We start from the raw sequence: 18,046 nt of genomic DNA, 5'->3' as shown, positions 1-18,046 counted from the left end.
ATACGCTGGCATACGTAATAGCACGAACCGGATTACTTTTCTTTGGTCGCTGTGCTGTCCGTTACTTCGAAACGCAGCACGCCAATCACCTGACCGTCTTCGGTCAGCACTCGCACCTGCCACTTGCCCACCGGGTTGCCGGGGAAGTTCTGCTTGTGGGTCCAGGCACGGTAGCCTTCCTTGCGCCCGCCATGGATGTCGAGGGCGATACGGTCGACTTCCTGGCCGTTGAACTGCCACACGTGGTAGATCCGCTCATCCAGCCCACGCGGCGCGTTGATTGCGGTGTAGGCATAGAGGCCGCCGTTGCGGATCTGCTCGGCGCTGACCTCGTCGAGGCTGTCGCCGGGGGTGCGGTCCTGCAACTGGGTGCTGATCGCCACGTCGGTCATCCACAACGTGGCTGGCGGCACCCACGAGCGCAGGGTCCAGCCGACCGCGCCGATACCGACGGTGATGCACAGGATCGCCAGCGCGTTGCGCACGGTGCGGATCGGGAAGATCGACGCCAGGCTCGGGAACGACAGCACCACCGCTGTGCCCAGCGCCCATTTGAAACTCTGTGCGGTGGTCAGGTGCATGATCACCGGCAGCGCGGTGAGCAGGGCGGCGAACAGGGTCAGGGTGTGCAGCGCAAGAAACGCCCAGCGCCGTGGTGCCAGCCATTTGTAATAGAGCGGGTCGACAATCGAGATCAGCGCGGCGATGCACAGCAGGCCGGTGAAGATCAGTTGGCCGCTGTTCCACGTCGTGGTGATGAAGAAGAAGGGCAGGACGAAAAACAGGCTTTCCTGGTGGATCATCTGCGTTGCGTAACGCAGCAGCGGCTGGGGGATTTCCCGCTTGAAGATGCGGGTGAACAACCCGGTCAGGGTGTTTTCCAGCATCAGCCAGATCCAGCTGAGCAGCATGATGAGGGTGATCCAGCTCGCCAGCCCTTGCTGACGATCAACCAGAATGAAACTGCCGACCCCGGAGATGAACCCGCCGAGCGCAATGACCCCGGGGTAGCGCTTTATCAATTCGAGAATGCGCTGGATCAGGAGGGGTATTTTCGGCATTTTGGCGGTTCACGACTGGGTAGGAAAAAACCCCGACAGAGTACCGTCAGCTGGCGTCTGTGGCGAGGTTGGCGGTCACCTGAACACAACACATTCCCCTGCAGGAGTGAGCCTGCTCGCGATAGCGGTCTTACGCCCACAATTGATATTGCCTGATACACCGCTATCGCGAGCAGGCTCACTCCTACAGATTCAATGTTCGACTGGCTTGCGGCGGCGCAGGCGCCAGCCAATCAGCACCAGCAACACCACGCCCAAACCACCGGCAATCAGCCAAAGCACCTCATCATCACTCAGCAACGGTTTCTCGATCCGCAGATACCCCGGCTGCAACAGCAATTCGCGCATGGCCTTGTTCGCCGTTTCCAGCGTCACGCCTTGCAGCTCCCGGGCAGGATTGGCAAAACGCCCGTCCTCGTAGTCGCCCAGCGCGCTCCAGTAGTAATCAGCCATCGCGCTGTTGCCTTGCACCGCCCAGGCCTGATGGGCGATGGCAGCCTGTTTGATCCGGGCGAAGGTGTCGGGATCGAGGCCGTTTTTCAGCAGGTCGGCCTTGAGGTCTTTCAGCACCTGCTGGGCTTCAGCGACGTCATCGCGATCCACGTCGGCGTTGAGGCTCATGAAGCCGACTCCGCCAAACACTTCGCGCTCGGCCCACGGCCCGTAGGACAAGCCGTGGTTCAGACGAATCTGCCGGTACAGTGCCCAGTCGAGGTAGTCCTTGAGAATGTCGAACGTCTCGTCGTACTGATCGTCCAGCACCGGCTCCGGCACCAGCCAGTGCAACTTGGCGCTGTCGCCGATGACGCCACGGGTGAGGGTGCGCTCATGGGCGGCGCTGGTGCGGATGTCCGGCAGCTCACGGTGTTCGGCCGGGTCCACCGCTTCAAGTGCGCCCCAGGTACGTTCCAGATAGGCCGGCAGCAGTTTGTCGAGCTCGCCGACGACGATCAGGGACATGTTGTTCGGCGCATACCAGGTCTTGCGCACCTTCTCCAGTTGCTGCTGGGTCAGGTGACCGACCTCGGCCCGTTGCGGGCATTTCAAGCCCAGCTCCACTGCCAGTTGATTGCTCGCGGTGTGGCCCAGATCCTGGCGGTCGAGGAAGCGTTGCAGGCGCGTGTAATGGCCACCGTCTTCGCGCTCGACCACGCGTTTGGCGGCGTTGATCGCGTTGTCGTCGATGCGGGTCTGGGTCAGCAGGTCGAGCAGCAGGTCGAGGACCTTGCGCTGGTTCTTCGCCGGGGCCTCGATGACGAACGTGGTGTCGGCGTTGCTGGTAAACGCGTTCCACTCGCCGCCCAGCGCCTGCATGCGCTCCTCGAGGCCACCTTCGCCAGTGGCGTCGACGCCGCTGAACAGCAGGTGCTCGAGCAGATGCGGCAGCTCTTTTTCATCGCAATCGAAATCGTCGAGACCGACGCCCACCACCAGGCGGATCGCCACGTGCCCGCGTTCGGTGCCCGGCTTGAGCAACAGCTGCAAACCGTTAGGCAGCGCATAGCCTTCGACCTGAAATCGATCAACGGCGAAGGCGGGCAGGGAACCGAGCAACAGACAGGCGAACAACAGGCAACGCATAACAGGCTTCCGTACGGCTGATTTGGAGATCCGTGTCGTCAGTCAGGCCCTCATCGCGAGCAGGCTCACTCCTACATTTGAAACGCGTTCCCCCTGTAGGAGTGAGCCTGCTCGCGATAGCGCCCTGAAGGCTGAATCAATGTTACTGACTGACCCCAGCCCCAGACGTTCAAGGCGAATGCGTAATGTCGGCAATATCATCCGCTTCCAGCGCCCCGGTATCCGCCGTTTCCAGCACCACGTAAGCACTGCTGCAAAACAGCGAATTCAAGCGCTTCATATCCGCAATCAGCTCCAGGTGCAGCGAACTGGTTTCCAGACTCTGCACGATCTTACGTTGCAAACGGCTGACATGGGCATGGGCCAAACGGCGCTCCTGTGCGCGGAAGCGACGTTTTTCGCGCAATAGCTGACGAGCGCTTTCCTTGTCGCCGCTGAGAAACACCGACAGCCCCAGGCGCAAATTGGCGATCAGCTGCTGATGCAGCCCGGCCAGATCTTCCAGACCTTCCTCGGAAAACGAGCGACGTTGTGAGGTTTTCTGCTGCTGCACCTTGCGCAGCATGCGTTCGATCAGGTCGCTGGCCAGTTTCAGGTTGATTGCCAGCTCGATGGTCTCCGCCCAGCGCCGACTGTCCTGCTCGCCGAGGTCCTCGCGGGGCATTTGCGCCAGGTACAGCTTGATCGCGCTGTACAGGGCTTCGACGTCATCGGTCAGACGGCGCATCTCTTGGGTAACGGCGGTCTGCTTGCCGCGCAACACGTCGAGGGTGGCGTCGAGCATGTTGTCGATCAGGTCGCCCATGCGCAGGGTCTCGCGGGCGGCGTTGGCCAGCGCCAGGCTTGGCGTCGACAACGCGGTCAGATCCAGATGTCGCGGCTTGGCAGTGCCGTTGACCTCCGGGCGCTCCGGCAACAGCCAGGCGCACAGGCGCGCCATCGGCGAGACGCTGGGCAGCAGAATCAGGCAGCGCACAGTGTTGTAGAGCAGGTGGAAGCCGATGACCATTTCCTGCGGGCTGAAATCCAGACCGTCCATCCAGTGCACCAACGGATCGAGCACCGGAATGATCAGCAACAGCCCGATCAGCTTGTACAACAGGCTGCCCAGCGCCACTTGGCGCCCGGCCGCGTTCTGCATACTGGTACTCATGAACGCCAGCACGCCGCTGCCGATGTTGGCGCCGATCACCAGGCCGATCGCCACCGGCAGACTGATCACACTGGCGCCGGCCAGCGTCGCGGTCAGCAGCACGGCAGCGAGGCTGGAGTAGGAAATCATCGCGAACAGCGCGCCGACCAGGGCATCGAGCAGGATATCGCCGGTCAGCGAGGCGAAGATCACCTTCACTCCTTGGGCGTGAGTGATCGGTGCGGCGGCTTCGACGATCAGTTGCAACGCCAGAATGATCAACCCCAGACCGATCGCCACCCGGCCCATCTGCCCGAGCCGCGTCTGTTTGCGTGAGAGAAAGAAAATCACCCCAAGAAAAATCAGCAGCGGCGACAGCCACGACAGGTCGAACGTCAGCACCCGCGCCATCAGCGCGGTACCGACATCGGCACCGAGCATGGTTGCCAGCGCCGGGGTCAGCGCCATCAGGCCCTGACCGACGAAGGAAGTAACGAGCATGGCCGTGGCGTTGCTGCTCTGCACCATCGCTGTGACAACGATGCCGGCGACGAACGCGAGCCAGCGCCTGGACATGTTCTGGCCGATCACATGGCGCAGGTTGGTGCCGTACACGCGCAGGATGCCGGTTCGGACGATGTGCGTGCCCCAGATCAGCAGGGCCACGGCAGAGAGCAAATTGAGCAGGGTGAGCATGCAGACCCCCTGTAGTTGCAGCGCCCCAGAGGGGCAAGTTGACGGTCCCGCGCGGTTTCTACGTTTTTGATACTTAAGCTGTAGTTGGCTAACGGTCTGGGCGCCAGCATTGCACAGCTAAAGTGCTGATTGAAATAAAACTGTCATGAAAAACAGCTTCGTCCGCCTCCTCTGGCATCAACCCGATGTCACAGGTTTTGTGGATTGCCCGAGTTTTTCAGTGCCCTTGAACAATTGTGGGAGCAGGCTTGCTCGCGAAAGCGCTGGATCAGCCAACATTTCTGTCGACTGACCCTGCCCCTTCGCGAGCAAACCCGCTCCCACAAGGGATGTTGCGTGTGAACTAGTGGATTACTGCCCCGGAATGTCCTTGCGCAGTTTCACCGGGTCCTGCTGTTTTTTCTTCTTCGCAATCGCGGTGCGCATCTTGATGTTGATCGCTTCAACCGCCAGCGAGAACGCCATGGCGAAGTAGACGTAGCCTTTCGGTACGTGCACATCGAAGGATTCGGCGATCAGCACGGTACCGACCACCAGCAGGAACGACAGCGCGAGCATTTTCAGCGATGGATGTTTGTCGATGAATTCGCTGATCTTGCCCGAGGCGGCCATCATCACCAGCACCGCGACGACGATTGCAGCGACCATGACCGGCACGTGGGACACCATGCCGACGGCGGTGATCACCGAGTCCAGCGAGAACACGATGTCGATGATCGCGATCTGGATGATGGTGTAGAGGAAGTTGCCGCCCTTGCCCGAAGGCTCGTCGCCGCTTTCGTCTTCGCCTTCCAGCCCGTGATACATCTCTTGCGAGCTCTTCCACAGGAGAAACAGGCCACCGAAGAACAGGATCAGGTCGCGACCGGAAATGCCCTGGCCGAACACCACGAACAGGTCGGCGGTCAGGCGCATGACCCAGGTGATCGACAGCAGCAACAGGATCCGCGTGATCATCGCCAGGCCAAGCCCGAAGATCCGCGTGCGCTGCTGCATGTGCTTGGGCATGCGGCTGACCAGGATCGAAATCATGATGATGTTATCGATGCCCAGAACGATTTCCAGGGCGGTCAGGGTAAAGAAGGCAACCCAGATTTCGGGGTTGGTCAGCCAATCCATGTGTATTCCTTTGAGCGAATGTTAAACCAGGACGCCAGCAAGCAGCTGGCGTCCTGGTGAGTGAATGCCGTTACAACGTGCTGAACAGCGGGAACGTTCCCAGCAGCAAGGCGGCCACTAGTATGCACAGGCAGACCAGCACTGCCCACTTCAAGGTGAAACGCTGGTGGTCACCGAATTCGATACCGGCCAAAGCCACCAGCAGGTAAGTCGACGGAACCAGTGGACTCAGCAGGTGGACGGGCTGACCGACGATCGAGGCACGGGCCATTTCCACGGCGGTGATACCGTAATGGCTGGCCGCTTCGGAGAGCACCGGCAACACGCCGTAGTAGAACGCGTCGTTCGACATGAAGAACGTGAACGGCATGCTCACCAGCGCCGTGATCACCGCCAGATACGGGCCGAGGAAGTCCGGAATCACTGCCAGCAGACTTTTCGACATGGCGTCGACCATGCCGGTTCCGGACAGGATACCGGTGAAGATACCCGCAGCGAAAATCAGACTGACCACCGACAGCACGCTGCCGGCGTGGGCCGCAACGCGGTCCTTCTGCATTTGCAGGCACGGGTAGTTGACGATCATCGCGATACTGAACGCCACCATGAACAGCACCGGCAGCGGCAGCAGGCCGGCGATCAGGGTGCACATCAGCGCCAGGGTCAGCAGGCCGTTGAACCAGATCAGCTTCGGACGACGGGCATCCGGGAACTGCGACACACTGATTTCACTGTGGTCGATCTCGTCGCCGATCAGGTGCAATTCACCCAGACGCGCCCGTTCACGTTTGCCGTAGAAGTAGGCAATGATCAGGATCGCCACCACGCCAGCGGCCATCGCCGGAATCATCGGCACGAAGATGTCCGACGGGTCCACGTGCAGCGCACTCGCGGCACGGGCGGTCGGGCCGCCCCAGGGGGTCATGTTCATCACGCCACCGGCGAGGATGATCAGACCGGCCATGATTCGCGGGCTCATGCCGATACGGCTGTACAGCGGCAGCATGGCGGCCACGCAGATCATGTAAGTGGTCGCGCCGTCACCATCGAGGGAAACGACGAGCGCCAGCACGGCGGTACCGACCGAAACTTTCAACGGGTCGCCCTTGACCAGTTTGAGGATCTTGCGCACGGCCGGGTCGAACAGGCCGGAGTCGATCATCAGGGCGAAGTACAGAATGGCGAACATCAGCATCACGCCGGTCGGCGCGAGCTTGGTGATGCCTTCGAGCATCATCGGGCCAATCTTCGGCGCAAAGCCACCGAACAGCGCGAACAGGATCGGGATGATGATCAGGGCGATCAGCGCAGACAGGCGCTTGGTCATGATCAGGAACATGAACGTGATGACCATGGCAAAGCCAAGGAAAGTCAGCATGGGAATACTCCAGGCGTAGCGCGGCTAGATGAGTGAGCGGATCGGACGGATCAGCACAGAACGGGAAGCACGAGACGTACGGGCGGAGTTTCAGCGAGAAGGCGGGCTACAGAGGACATCAGAATCACCATTGTTGTTGTTAATTGGGCCTGACGTGCGAGCGATCACACGCATTGGCCAACCGGTCTGTTGCCGGTAGTGGCGGCGATCCTAATCGGGCAACCTTTCAGCTACCTTTCGCTGAAGAAAGCTTGGGGTGAATGGTCAACCGGCCGTCGGATGCGGCTAGAGTCAAACAATTCGGGGACGGGAGGGCGCGGACATGGGTGAATTGCACAGCGGTGGCTGCCACTGCGGACACATCCGCTATCAGTTCAGCGGGCCATTGCACGACATTGCCCACTGCCACTGCTCAATCTGCCGCAAGGTCAGCGGCGGCATCGTCACCACATGGATCACGCTGCCGGCGGCCAGCTTCCAGTGGCTGGCCGGGACGCCGTCGCGCTATGACTCGTCGAACAGTTGCGCGCGATATTTCTGCCCGCAGTGCGGCGCGCAGCTGGCGCTGGTGACCCTGCTCAGCCCCGAAAGCATTGATGTGACCATCGCCACGCTGGATCACCCGGAGCGGGCGCCGGCCGAGCGGCATATCTGGACCGACAGTCAGTTGCCCTGGCTGCACTTGGACGAGCAGTTGCCGGGCGAGCCGCAAGAAACCCTGCAGGTTTACCAAAGCCCGATCAAAAAATAGACAGATCCAAAGGACGTATCGCCCCCATCCAGATCGCATGCTCGGTGTGGTCGAGCAGATCATCGCCGGTGTCCGGGTGCAGGAACACCACCAGCCCCTTGCGATTGAGCGCCAGCCACGGCAGCACCTCGCCGATCAGCGCCGGGCCGAAGGCCAACTGGCAGCTCCAGTCCGGGTGCGGACCGACCGGGCGCTCGTGCATTCGGCCCATCTGCAAGGCAAAGGTCTGTGCCGCCTGTTCGCACAAGGCTCGGGCCTGAGCAAGGGTGCTGGCGTCGTAATAGATATGGGCGTGGTAGCCCTTGATCGTGTGCATCTGCAAGCCTCTGAATCGATTCGAACCCTCACCGCTCCCTGTGGGTCACACGCCATATGACAGGAACAGGAGCTCAGCCATGAAAAATGCCGAAACCCCGACGGTGAAAGTGGTGCTGTATGGTGCCATGGCCAGCCTGGGCGGCGCGTTGATGGCTGAATTGCTGCGCAGGCAGCACGAAGTCATCGCGATTCTCGACGATTTGAACGTGCTCGCGCCACGTCCCGGCCTGCGCACCAAGAGCGGCGATCTGTTCGACGCCGAGCGGGTCAATCAAAGCGTAGCGGGCAGCTCGGCGGTGATCTGTCTGCTGGACGCGCCGGGCCTGCCGTTCAGCAGCGACCATGTGGAGCGGTCCGTGGTGCTCGGGCCGGTGGAACAGGTGCTGGCAGTCGATGCGTTGGTCGACGGCCTGCAGGCGGCCAACGTGTCACGGCTGTTTCTGGTAGGGAATTTTGCCGTCCTCGACGAACCGGATCTGGATGACGGGCTGCAACGCCACGCCGCCGAAGAAATCCGCGAAGCCCTGCAAAGCAGCCCACTGCAATGGACGCTGGTGAACGCGCCACACGGTGTAGCGGGGCTGACCATCGAGCATTTCAGCCAGGTCGGCGGCAATCTTGAGCCGGGGCTGGCGGAACCGCTGGAACGGCTGAACCGGGTCGCGGTGGGGATTGCCGATGAGCTGCGGCTGAATCTGCATGTCGGGCAGCATGTTAATTTTGTGGCGACGTCAGATACGTAAAAAGATCGCAGCCTTCGGCAGCTCCTACGGGTTGAAGTGCGACTCCATGTAGGAGCTGCCGCAGGCTGCGATCTTTTGATCTTCAAACCGCAATCGACGGGAGCGCCATGCCCGTCAGGGATTCGGCGCTGCTGGTCTGCTCGGCCATCAACCAGTCGACAAACTGTTGAATCAACGCACCACGACGTTTGCGTTGCGGCAGCACCACGTAATACCCCAGACGCGACAGGGTGGTCTCGGCGATAGGCCGGCACAGCAAGCCCTGGCTCAGCAAGTTATCCACAAGGTGCCGCCAGCCGATGGCGACACCCTGGCCGCCAATCGCCGCTTGAATCAACAGCGTGTAATTGTCGAAACGCAATTGCCCGGGTGCCGGCGGGGTAGTGATGCCCAGTTCGCGGAACAGTCCGCTCCAGTCAAACCAGTTGCTGCTGTTTTCACCGCGCAGGTGCAGCAGCGGAAACTCCAGCAACGCCTGGGCGGGCAAGGGCAGGGGCCGGTCCTTGAGCAATTGCGGGCTGCACACCGGGAACACTTCTTCGCTGAACAGCCAATGGCTTTCGCCCTGCTTGAAGCGCCCGTCGCCAAACAAGATTGCGACATCGATGTCGGTGCGCAGCATGTTGTGGTTGCGTTCGCTGGTCACCAGGCTGACGTCGACCTGCGGATTGGCTTCGTGGAAGCGATGCAGGCGCGGCATCAGCCAGTACGCAGCAAAGGCGAAGTCGGTGGCGACCTGCAACACCTCATGCTGCTGTTGTGTGCTGATCGCGCTCAACCCTGCATCGATATGCTGCAAACCGAGCTGAACCTGCTCGAACAGAAGGGTCCCGCCCTCGGTCAGTTCGATGCCCCGGTAGATCCGGTCAAACAGCCGCGCCCCCAGTTGTTCTTCCAGACGCTTGATCTGTTGGCTGATCGCCGGCTGCGTGGTGCCAAGCTCTACCGCCGCAGCGGTAAAGCTGCGATGGCGCGCCGCCGCTTCGAAAGCACGCAACAGATCGAGGGACAGATTACCGAGGGCTTCATACATAAGCTGTGCTTATCCTAGTCATTGTCCGGCGCGGGCTTTACCCGACAGAGCATGGACTCCATGCTCGATCGCAGCAATGTCGCATAAATATTCACTATGGAATGCCGCGATCACATGAAGCGCAAGAACATTCTTTTCATCATGGCCGATCAAATGGCCGCGCCAATGTTGCCGATCTACGGCCCCTCGCCGATCAAACTGCCGAATCTTTCGCGCCTCGCTGCGCAAGGCGTGGTGTTCGATGCCGCTTACTGCAACAGTCCGTTGTGCGCGCCGTCGCGCTTCACCTTGGTCAGCGGCCAGTTGCCGAGCAAGATCGGCGCCTACGACAACGCCGCCGATTTCCCCGCCGACATTCCGACCTACGCCCACTACCTGCGTCGCCTCGGCTACCGCACCGCGCTGTCGGGCAAGATGCATTTCTGCGGCCCGGATCAACTGCACGGCTATGAAGAACGCCTGACCAGCGATATCTACCCGGCCGACTACGGCTGGGCGGTGAACTGGGACGAACCGGACGTGCGCCCGAGCTGGTATCACAACATGTCCTCGGTACTGCAGGCAGGGCCGTGCGTGCGCACCAATCAGCTCGACTTCGATGAAGAGGTGGTGTTCAGGGCTCAGCAGTATCTGTTCGACCATATCCGCGAGGACGGCGACCAGCCGTTCTGCCTGACCGTGTCGATGACCCACCCACACGACCCGTACACGATTCCCAAGGCGTTCTGGGATTTGTATGACGACAATGACATCCCTCTGCCGACAACCCCGGATCAACATTCCCTCGATCCCCACTCGCAACGCCTGCTCAAGGTCTACGACCTGTGGGATAAGCCATTGCCTGTGGATAAGATCCGCGACGCACGCCGGGCGTACTTCGGGGCGTGCAGCTATATCGACGCCAACGTCGGCAAACTCCTGCAAACCCTCGATGAAACCGGGTTGATCGATGACACCATCATTGTCTTCTCCGGTGACCACGGCGACATGCTTGGCGAGAAGGGCCTCTGGTACAAAATGCACTGGTTTGAGATGGCCGCGCGGGTGCCACTGCTGATCAGTGCACCGGGGCAGTTCGCCGCCTCCCGGGTCAGCGCCGCCGTGTCCACTGCCGACCTGTTACCGACCTTTGTCGAGCTGGCCGGTGGCACCCTGGAACCAGGCCTGCCGCTGGATGGGCGTTCACTGGTAGCGCATCTGCAAGGGCAGGGCGGACACGACGAAGTGTTTGGCGAATACATGGCCGAAGGCACGATCAGCCCGTTGATGATGATCCGGCGCGGTGCGTACAAATTTATCTACAGTGAAAGCGACCCTTGTCTGCTCTTCGACGTGCACAACGATCCGCGTGAATGCGAAGAACTCAGCCAGTCGCCGCAATATCGCCCACTGTTCGACGATTTTCTCGCCGAAGCGCGAGCCAAGTGGGACATTTCGGCGATCCACCGCGATGTGCTCGCCAGCCAGCGTCGCCGTCGTTTTGTTGCCGAGGCGCTGACCCTCGGCAAGCTGAAGAGCTGGGATCACCAGCCGCTGGTGGACGCCAGTCAGCAGTACATGCGCAACCACATCGACCTCGACGATCTGGAGCGCAAGGCCCGTTATCCACAACCCTGCCAAAACCAATAATGTTAAGGGGAAGTCCATGCGCAAGTTATCCACAGCACTGACGATTGGCCTGCTGGCCCTGGGCAGCGCCTCGGCATTCGCCGAGCAAAGCTGCGAAACGGTGAAAATGGCCGATCCGGGCTGGAGCGACATCGCCGCAACCAACGCCATCGCCGGTTTTTTGCTCGACGGCATGGGCTACAAGGCCAAGGTCGACACCCTCGCGGTGCCGATCACCTTCGGCGGCTTGAAGGACGGTCAGGTCGATGTGTTCCTCGGTAACTGGATGCCGGCGCAGCAGGGCTTCTACGACAAATTCGTCGCCACCGGCGACGTGACGCAACTGGCGAAGAACCTCGACGGCACCGAATTCACCCTGGCGGTACCGGACTACGTGTGGGACGCCGGTGTGCACAACTTTGCCGACCTGAACAAATACGCCGACAAATTCGACAAGAAGATCTACGGCATCGGTTCCGGCGCGCCTGCGAACATCTCGCTGCAGGAGATCATCAAGAAGAACGACTTCGACCTCGGTCAGTGGAAGCTGATCGAGTCCAGCGAGCAGGCGATGCTCGCCGAAGTTTCGCGGGCGGTGAAGAAACAGAAATTCGTCACCTTCCTCGGCTGGACCCCGCACCCGATGAACGTGCAGTTGAAGATGCATTACCTGAAGGGCGGCGAGAAGTATTTCGGCGACACCGGCAGCGTGTTCACCCTGACGCGCAAGGGCTACGCCGAGGCCTGCCCGAATGTGGGCAAGTTGCTGAGCAACCTGTCATTCACCCAGGAAATGGAGAACAGCATCATGGCTGAGGTGGTGAACAAGAAGGTCAGCAATGCCGATGCGGTGAAGGCGTGGATCAAGGCCAATCCGGCGGTACTGGATAAATGGCTGGACGGGGTCAAAACTGCCGATGGCAAAGAAGCGTTGGCGGCGGTGAAAGCCAAGCTCTGATCCAGTTCCTGCAGTTCCTCTGTGGCGAGGGGGCTTGCCCCCGTTGGAGGGCGAAGCCCTCCCAAAGCGCACAATAAGGTCTGACAGACTGAATACCTGTCCTGATTCAGGGGTGGCTGCGCCACCCAACGGGGGCAAGCCCCCTCACCACAATGTCTGTGTCGTCCTCTGTTAATCTTTCGCAAAACTCAACCGCGAGCCCCCATGGCCTTCCCCAGTCGCCACTCACTCTTCCCTTTCCTGAACTGGCTGCCCCGGCAAACCCGCGCCAGCGTTGGACGGGATCTGGTCGTTGGCCTGAGCGGCGCGATTCTCGCCTTACCGCAGTCGATCGCCTACGCCCTGATCGCCGGCCTCCCACCCGAGTACGGCCTCTACGCCGCGATCATCCCGGTATTGATCGCCTGCCTGTGGGGTTCGTCATGGCACCTGATCTGCGGCCCGACTGCGGCGATTTCGATTGTGCTCTACGCCAGCGTCAGCCCGCTGGCCGTGCCCGCGTCGCAGGACTACATCATGCTGATCCTGTTGCTGACCTTGCTCGCCGGGATCTTCCAATGGCTGCTCGGTTTGCTGCGCTTCGGGGCTTTGGTGAATTTCGTCTCGCATTCAGTGGTGCTGGGGTTCACCCTCGGCGCGGCGGTGGTGATTGCCATCGGCCAGTTGCCGAACCTGCTGGGGCTGGATCTGCCGGCGAAAGCCACGGCACTGGCCAGTCTGATGGATCTGCTGCAGCACCTGCGGGCTGTGGATAAGCCTTCGCTGGTGTTGGGCGTGACCACGGTGGTCGTCGGTTTCGTGCTCAAACAACTGCTGCCACGTTGGCCGACCCTGTTGATAACGCTGGTGCTGGGCAGTGCGGTGGTGTGGTTATGGCCGTCGATGTTCGGCCATGTGCATCTTGTCAGCGCCTTTGTCGGGCGTTTGCCGCCGTTCAGTGCGCTGCCGCTGGATCTGGATCTGATTCTGCGCTTGCTGCCGAGTGCCGTGGCGGTGGGCATGCTCGGTCTGGTCACCAGTCTTTCGATTGCCCGCTCGATTGCTGCACGTTCGCAGCAGTTGCTCGACGCCAATCAGGAAGTTCGCGCACAGGGTTTGTCGAATATCGTCGGCGCGTTCTTCTCTGGATCGTTGTCGGCCGGCTCGTTCACCCGTTCCGGCCTGAGTTACGAAGCGGGCGCCTGCTCGCCGCTGGCCGGGGTGTTTTCGGCGATCTGGGTCGCGCTGTTCGCGATTTTCGGCGCCGGACTGATTTCGCACATTCCGATTCCGGCCATGGCCGGGAGCATTCTGTTGATCGCCTGGGGACTGGTGGATCATCGCGGGATCCGTTCGTTGCTGCGGGTCAGCCACGCCGAATTCGTGGTCATGGCTCTGACTTGCCTCGCCACCTTGCTGCTGGAGTTGCAGACGGCGATTTATGCCGGAGTGCTGGCCTCGCTGTTCTTCTACCTCAAGCGCACTTCGCAACCGCGGGTTCAGCATTGGCGCGATGGCGAAGACGACGTACTGCGGGTCGGCGGCTCGATCTTCTTCGGCGCCAGCCATTACCTGCAAGTGCGTCTGCAACGGCTACACGGCACACGGGTGGTGATCGATGCGCAGCACATCAACTTCATCGACTATTCGGGAGTGGAGATGCTGCACCAGGAAGCGCGGCGCTTGCTGCGCCAGGATCGCAGCCTGACCCTGCGCCGGGCACGGCCGCAGGTGGTGGAGGAGCTGCGCAAGCTGGAAGGGCCGGAGAAATGCCCGATCCGGTTTGAGGATTGATCCAATAAACACCGCATACCCCTGTAGGAGTGAGCCTGCTCGCGATAGCGGAGTATCAGTTGAAACATTTGTGTCTGACACTCCGCTATCGCGAGCAGGCTCACTCCTACAAGGATTATTGCGCTAGCTGGCGACGTAGCTCGGCCAGTACCGGCGCCGTATCCGGGCGCACGCCGCGCCAGAGGAAAAACGCCTCGGCGGCCTGCTCGGCCAGCATCCCCAGACCATCCATCACCACCGCTGCGCCATGCTCACTGGCCCACCGGCAGAACGCGGTCGGCTCTTTGCCATACATCATGTCGTAGCACAGGGTCTGGCCCGGCTCGATCAGGCTCGGTGCAATCGGCGGCACCTCGCCGGTCAGGCTGGCCGAGGTGGCGTTGATGATCACGTCCACCGGCTCCCGCAACCAGTCGAAACCACTGGCCGCCACCGGCCCCAGATCACAGAACAACTCGGCCAGCAGCTCGGCCTTGTCCACCGTGCGGTTGGCGATGATCACCGACGCCGGTTTTTCCGCCAGCAACGGCTCCAGCGCGCCACGCACTGCGCCACCGGCACCAAGCAGCAGGATGCGTTTGCCGGTCAGGCTGAACCCGGCGTTCACCGTCAGGTCGCGCACCAGCCCGGCGCCATCGGTGTTGTCACCGAGCAGCGAGCCATCGGCGAGTTTGCTCAAGGTGTTCACCGCACCGGCCCGTTGCGCACGGGCGGTCAGGCTGTTGGCCAGACGATAGGCGTCTTCCTTGAACGGCACGGTAACGTTGGCGCCGCGACCTTCCTGGAAGAACGCCGTGGCGCAGCCGCTAAAGTCGTCGAGTGGCGCCAGTAGCGTGCTGTAGTCGAGGCGTTGCCCGGTCTGCTCGGCGAACAGTTTGTGAATCATCGGCGACTTGCTGTGGCCGATCGGGTTACCGAAAACGACGTAACGATCCATCAGCAGTCCTCAGGCCTGGGCCAGCCAGTCGCGATCTTGCAGGAAGTAGTCGGTCAGGCGCGCTTCTTCGCTGCCGGGCTCGGCTTTGAAGTCGTAGGCCCAGCGCACTTGCGGCGGCAGCGACATGAGGATCGACTCGGTACGCCCGCCCGACTGCAGACCGAACAGGGTGCCGCGGTCATACACCAGGTTGAACTCGACGTAGCGGCCACGGCGGAATTCCTGGAATTCACGCTGTTTGGCGGTGAACGCATCATGCTTGCGGCGCTGCACGATGGGCAGGTAAGCGTCGATGTAGGCGTCGCCAATGGCACGCATGAAGGCGAAACTGGTGTCGAAGTCCCACTCGTTCAGGTCATCGAAGAACAGGCCGCCGATGCCGCGCGGTTCATGGCGATGCTTGATGTGGAAGTAGGTGTCGCACCAGGCCTTGTAACGCGGGTAGACGTCCGGCCCGAACGGCGCGCAGGCCTGTTCGGCAACGCGGTGCCAGTGGATGCAGTCTTCTTCGTTGCCGTAGTACGGGGTCAGGTCGAAGCCACCACCAAACCACCAGACCGGCTCTTCACCTTCCTTTTCGGCGATGAAAAAGCGCACGTTGGCGTGGGACGTCGGTACATGCGGGTTGTGCGGGTGAATCACCAGCGACACACCGAGGGCTTCGAAGCCGCGTCCCGCCAGCTCCGGGCGATGGGCGCTGGCCGACGGCGGCAGGCCGCTGCCGAACACGTGAGAAAAGTTGACGCCACCCTTTTCGATCACCGTGCCGTTTTCGATCACGCGAGTACGACCACCACCGCCGGCAGGCCGGGCCCAGGCGTCTTCGACGAAGCGCGTGCCGCCATCTTCGGTTTCCAGTGCGGCGCAGATGCGGTCTTGCAGGTCGAGCAGATAGGCCTTTACGGCGTCGGTGCGGGTCGTCATGGCTTCACCTTGAATCAGGGCATAGCTACGCGGGCGCCCCGCAGGCGGGGGTCGGCGCAAATGGGCGCGTAGCATAACACCGCAGACCCGCGCGCCGCAGTTGACGAAGATCAAGCAGGGGAGTTGGATAGGGGGCTCGCAATCGACCCAAGGAGAGCAGGCAGATGGCAAAGCGTATCCAGTTCCGCGCCCACGGCGGTCCCGAAGTGCTCGAGTATGTTGACTACGAACCTGCCGCACCCGGCCCGAATCAGGTACGGGTGGCGAACAAGGCGATCGGCCTGAACTTCATCGACACCTATTACCGCAGCGGTCTGTATGCACCGCCAGCCTTGCCATCCGGCCTCGGCGCTGAAGGCGCCGGCATCGTCGATGCGGTGGGCAGCGACGTCACCCGGTTCAAGGTTGGTGACCGCGTGGCGTACGGCAGCGGCCCATTGGGCGCCTACAGCGAGTTGCACGTCCTGCCCGAAGCCAATCTGGTGAAGCTGCCGGACGAGATCAGCTTCGACACCGCAGCCGGGGTCATGCTCAAGGGCCTCACCGTGCAGTACCTGTTGCGCCAGACCTATGACCTCAAGGCTGGCGAAACCATTCTGTTCCACGCGGCAGCCGGAGGCGTCGGTTCGCTGGCCTGCCAATGGGCCAAGGCACTGGGCGTAAAACTGATCGGCACCGTCAGCTCGAAGGAAAAAGCCGATCTGGCCAAGGCCAACGGCGCCTGGGCGACCATCGACTACAGCCATGAAAACGTCGCGCAGCGGGTGCTGGAGCTGACCGATGGCAAGAAAGTCCCGGTGGTGTACGACGGCGTCGGCAAGGACACCTGGCTGACCTCGCTCGACAGCGTGGCGCCGCGCGGCCTGGTGGTGAGCTTCGGCAATGCCTCCGGTGCGGTGGACGGAGTGAATCTGGGGATTCTTGCGGCCAAGGGTTCGCTGTACGTGACCCGCCCGACCCTGGCGACCTACGCCAACAACGCCGAAAACCTGCAGCGCATGGCCGACGAGCTGTTCGAGATGATCATCAGCGGCAAGATCAAGGTCGACATCAGCCAGCGTTACTCACTGGCTGATGCGGCGAAGGCGCAGACCGAACTGTCGGCGCGGCGCACCACCGGCTCGACCATCCTGCTGCCCTGATAAACCCTCGGCATCTTGCCAGTCAGGGTTTCAGAACCAGGCTGGCAAGACAGTTCGAACACCTTCAGAAACCCGGCGGATGACACACCAGCGGTTTTTGCACCAGATGGCCAACCGTGGCCTGATCAGGCTGTTGAACCGCCGCCAGGATCTGTCGCCATTCGGCGGACAACACCCAGTAATCACCGCGTGCGCGCTGTTCGATATGCAAAGGATTGGAAGCGATCGGCATCAGGCCGAAACGCTGGTAAAAGCGCAGCTGTTGTGACCTGCACAGCGCGGTGACGCCCTGATAACCACGTTTTATTGCCCACTCGACAGCGGCCGCCAGCAGACCGTTGACCGCGATGGGCAGTTGATTGGTCGAGTACGAGATCAAGCGACTGAATTCGACATGGCGCGACAACGCCACGGTCGGAGAAACATGTTGCTGCGCCAGCGATACCCATTCGAACGGCGCCGGAGTCGCCCTCAATACCGCCAGCAGCTGATCGTGCCGATACAGCAGAAAATGCGTACTGCGCGACCTGATTGCCAGTTTGGTTTCGAGCATCCGCGCCCGCGACGTCAGCATGTAGTGCTGCAGTCGAAGTCGAAATTGCCGATCGATAAACCGATCGAACTCCTGGGTATCCGCCCCCGCTTCAAGCATCACGATACGGCAACCATCATGGTGACTCTTCAGCGTCACCTGAAGCGCCTGCAGGTAATCCGTGAGTTGCAAATCCGTAGTGTCCATTCTTTCTCCGCAGACCTTAACTTATCGAAGTGTTTCGAGTGCAGGGAAAGGATGGTTGCTTTTGGCAATTCCGCCACGGAAGGAGGTCTGATAATCAGGTGGGAAAAGTCAATGAATACGGGCAGTTAGCGACTTTTCCGACACGCGAACAAG

16 protein-coding genes are annotated in these 18,046 nt (G+C 61.2%); 6 read left to right on the top strand and 10 right to left on the bottom strand.

The window, feature by feature from the left end:
- Positions 1–32: 32 nt before the first annotated feature.
- From NN484_RS07055 to NN484_RS07035, 5 genes are all read right to left on the bottom strand, one after another.
- Positions 33–1,061 carry a DUF5924 family protein gene (locus tag NN484_RS07055; protein WP_274658788.1) on the bottom strand — a complete coding sequence of 343 codons (1,029 nt, stop codon included), beginning with the start codon at positions 1,059–1,061 and terminating at the stop codon, positions 33–35.
- Between the two features lie 192 nt (positions 1,062–1,253).
- Positions 1,254–2,642, bottom strand: a complete 1,389-nt coding sequence (locus NN484_RS07050) for a M16 family metallopeptidase (RefSeq protein ID WP_274658787.1) — start codon at positions 2,640–2,642, stop codon at positions 1,254–1,256.
- Between the two features lie 169 nt (positions 2,643–2,811).
- The gene (locus tag NN484_RS07045; RefSeq protein ID WP_215500434.1) at positions 2,812–4,470 is read right to left on the bottom strand and encodes a Na/Pi cotransporter family protein; all 1,659 of its coding nucleotides are present in this window, start codon (positions 4,468–4,470) and stop codon (positions 2,812–2,814) included.
- 351 nt (positions 4,471–4,821) lie between these two features.
- A complete protein-coding gene (locus tag NN484_RS07040) occupies positions 4,822–5,589 on the bottom strand; it encodes a TerC family protein (RefSeq protein WP_127649445.1) in 768 nt (255 codons plus the stop codon).
- Positions 5,590–5,659: 70 nt separating this feature from the next.
- Entirely contained in the window at positions 5,660–6,967 is a 1,308-nt protein-coding gene (locus NN484_RS07035) for a CitMHS family transporter (protein WP_007954069.1), read from the bottom strand.
- 322 nt (positions 6,968–7,289) lie between these two features.
- Here NN484_RS07035 and NN484_RS07030 point away from each other — a divergent pair, with 322 nt between their 5' ends.
- The gene (locus NN484_RS07030; RefSeq protein ID WP_274658786.1) at positions 7,290–7,718 is read left to right on the top strand and encodes a GFA family protein; all 429 of its coding nucleotides are present in this window, start codon (positions 7,290–7,292) and stop codon (positions 7,716–7,718) included.
- Here NN484_RS07030 and NN484_RS07025 read toward each other — a convergent pair.
- On the bottom strand, positions 7,708–8,034 hold the full coding sequence (locus NN484_RS07025) for a DOPA 4,5-dioxygenase family protein (protein WP_215500436.1): 327 nt from the start codon (positions 8,032–8,034) through the stop codon (positions 7,708–7,710). The genes NN484_RS07030 and NN484_RS07025 overlap by 11 nt on opposite strands.
- Positions 8,035–8,113: 79 nt before the next feature.
- Between NN484_RS07025 and NN484_RS07020 the strand changes: the two genes are divergently transcribed.
- A complete protein-coding gene (locus NN484_RS07020; protein ID WP_215500437.1) occupies positions 8,114–8,779 on the top strand; it encodes an NAD(P)-dependent oxidoreductase in 666 nt (221 codons plus the stop codon).
- Positions 8,780–8,861: 82 nt separating this feature from the next.
- Here NN484_RS07020 and NN484_RS07015 read toward each other — a convergent pair whose 3' ends face one another.
- Positions 8,862–9,812: a choline sulfate utilization transcriptional regulator gene (locus NN484_RS07015; protein WP_274658785.1), complete on the bottom strand. Its 951-nt coding sequence runs from the start codon at positions 9,810–9,812 to the stop codon at positions 8,862–8,864.
- A 114-nt stretch (positions 9,813–9,926) separates the two neighbouring features.
- Between NN484_RS07015 and betC the strand changes: the two genes are divergently transcribed.
- The 3 genes from betC to NN484_RS07000 all read left to right on the top strand — a co-directional run bounded on the left by betC (position 9,927) and on the right by NN484_RS07000 (position 14,151).
- Complete coding sequence (gene betC, locus NN484_RS07010) at positions 9,927–11,441, top strand: choline-sulfatase (protein WP_274658784.1); 1,515 nt, start codon at positions 9,927–9,929, stop codon at positions 11,439–11,441.
- Positions 11,442–11,457: 16 nt separating this feature from the next.
- Positions 11,458–12,378, top strand: a complete 921-nt coding sequence (choX, locus tag NN484_RS07005) for a choline ABC transporter substrate-binding protein (RefSeq protein WP_127649454.1) — start codon at positions 11,458–11,460, stop codon at positions 12,376–12,378.
- Between the two features lie 204 nt (positions 12,379–12,582).
- Positions 12,583–14,151, top strand: a complete 1,569-nt coding sequence (locus tag NN484_RS07000) for a SulP family inorganic anion transporter (protein WP_274658783.1) — start codon at positions 12,583–12,585, stop codon at positions 14,149–14,151.
- 115 nt (positions 14,152–14,266) lie between these two features.
- Here the strand turns inward: NN484_RS07000 and aroE are convergent, their stop codons facing one another.
- Together aroE and hemF are read right to left on the bottom strand one after the other, a co-directional pair.
- The gene (gene aroE, locus NN484_RS06995; protein ID WP_274658782.1) at positions 14,267–15,088 is read right to left on the bottom strand and encodes a shikimate dehydrogenase; all 822 of its coding nucleotides are present in this window, start codon (positions 15,086–15,088) and stop codon (positions 14,267–14,269) included.
- A gap of 9 nt (positions 15,089–15,097) precedes the next feature.
- A complete protein-coding gene (hemF, locus tag NN484_RS06990) occupies positions 15,098–16,012 on the bottom strand; it encodes an oxygen-dependent coproporphyrinogen oxidase (RefSeq protein WP_215500443.1) in 915 nt (304 codons plus the stop codon).
- Between the two features lie 164 nt (positions 16,013–16,176).
- Between hemF and NN484_RS06985 the strand changes: the two genes are divergently transcribed.
- Positions 16,177–17,154 carry a quinone oxidoreductase family protein gene (locus NN484_RS06985; protein WP_127649462.1) on the top strand — a complete coding sequence of 326 codons (978 nt, stop codon included), beginning with the start codon at positions 16,177–16,179 and terminating at the stop codon, positions 17,152–17,154.
- A 64-nt stretch (positions 17,155–17,218) separates the two neighbouring features.
- Here NN484_RS06985 and NN484_RS06980 read toward each other — a convergent pair whose 3' ends face one another.
- Positions 17,219–17,893: a hypothetical protein gene (locus tag NN484_RS06980; protein ID WP_215500444.1), complete on the bottom strand. Its 675-nt coding sequence runs from the start codon at positions 17,891–17,893 to the stop codon at positions 17,219–17,221.
- Positions 17,894–18,046: the final 153 nt, after the last annotated feature.

The organism is Pseudomonas serboccidentalis (assembly GCF_028830055.1).
GTDB lineage: Bacteria > Pseudomonadota > Gammaproteobacteria > Pseudomonadales > Pseudomonadaceae > Aquipseudomonas > Aquipseudomonas serboccidentalis.
Note: the sequence above shows the minus strand (reverse complement) of the source record. Positions and strands in the feature narration are given on the sequence as shown.

Coding starts and splice junctions, on each gene's coding strand:
- NN484_RS07055 (WP_274658788.1), bottom strand. CDS start 1,061: ATGCCGAAAATACCCCTCCTGATCCAGCGCATTCTCGAATTGATAAAG.
- NN484_RS07050 (WP_274658787.1), bottom strand. CDS start 2,642: ATGCGTTGCCTGTTGTTCGCCTGTCTGTTGCTCGGTTCCCTGCCCGCC.
- NN484_RS07045 (WP_215500434.1), bottom strand. CDS start 4,470: ATGCTCACCCTGCTCAATTTGCTCTCTGCCGTGGCCCTGCTGATCTGG.
- NN484_RS07040 (WP_127649445.1), bottom strand. CDS start 5,589: ATGGATTGGCTGACCAACCCCGAAATCTGGGTTGCCTTCTTTACCCTG.
- NN484_RS07035 (WP_007954069.1), bottom strand. CDS start 6,967: ATGCTGACTTTCCTTGGCTTTGCCATGGTCATCACGTTCATGTTCCTG.
- NN484_RS07030 (WP_274658786.1), top strand. CDS start 7,290: ATGGGTGAATTGCACAGCGGTGGCTGCCACTGCGGACACATCCGCTAT.
- NN484_RS07025 (WP_215500436.1), bottom strand. CDS start 8,034: ATGCACACGATCAAGGGCTACCACGCCCATATCTATTACGACGCCAGC.
- NN484_RS07020 (WP_215500437.1), top strand. CDS start 8,114: ATGAAAAATGCCGAAACCCCGACGGTGAAAGTGGTGCTGTATGGTGCC.
- NN484_RS07015 (WP_274658785.1), bottom strand. CDS start 9,812: ATGTATGAAGCCCTCGGTAATCTGTCCCTCGATCTGTTGCGTGCTTTC.
- betC (WP_274658784.1), top strand. CDS start 9,927: ATGAAGCGCAAGAACATTCTTTTCATCATGGCCGATCAAATGGCCGCG.
- choX (WP_127649454.1), top strand. CDS start 11,458: ATGCGCAAGTTATCCACAGCACTGACGATTGGCCTGCTGGCCCTGGGC.
- NN484_RS07000 (WP_274658783.1), top strand. CDS start 12,583: ATGGCCTTCCCCAGTCGCCACTCACTCTTCCCTTTCCTGAACTGGCTG.
- aroE (WP_274658782.1), bottom strand. CDS start 15,088: ATGGATCGTTACGTCGTTTTCGGTAACCCGATCGGCCACAGCAAGTCG.
- hemF (WP_215500443.1), bottom strand. CDS start 16,012: ATGACGACCCGCACCGACGCCGTAAAGGCCTATCTGCTCGACCTGCAA.
- NN484_RS06985 (WP_127649462.1), top strand. CDS start 16,177: ATGGCAAAGCGTATCCAGTTCCGCGCCCACGGCGGTCCCGAAGTGCTC.
- NN484_RS06980 (WP_215500444.1), bottom strand. CDS start 17,893: ATGGACACTACGGATTTGCAACTCACGGATTACCTGCAGGCGCTTCAG.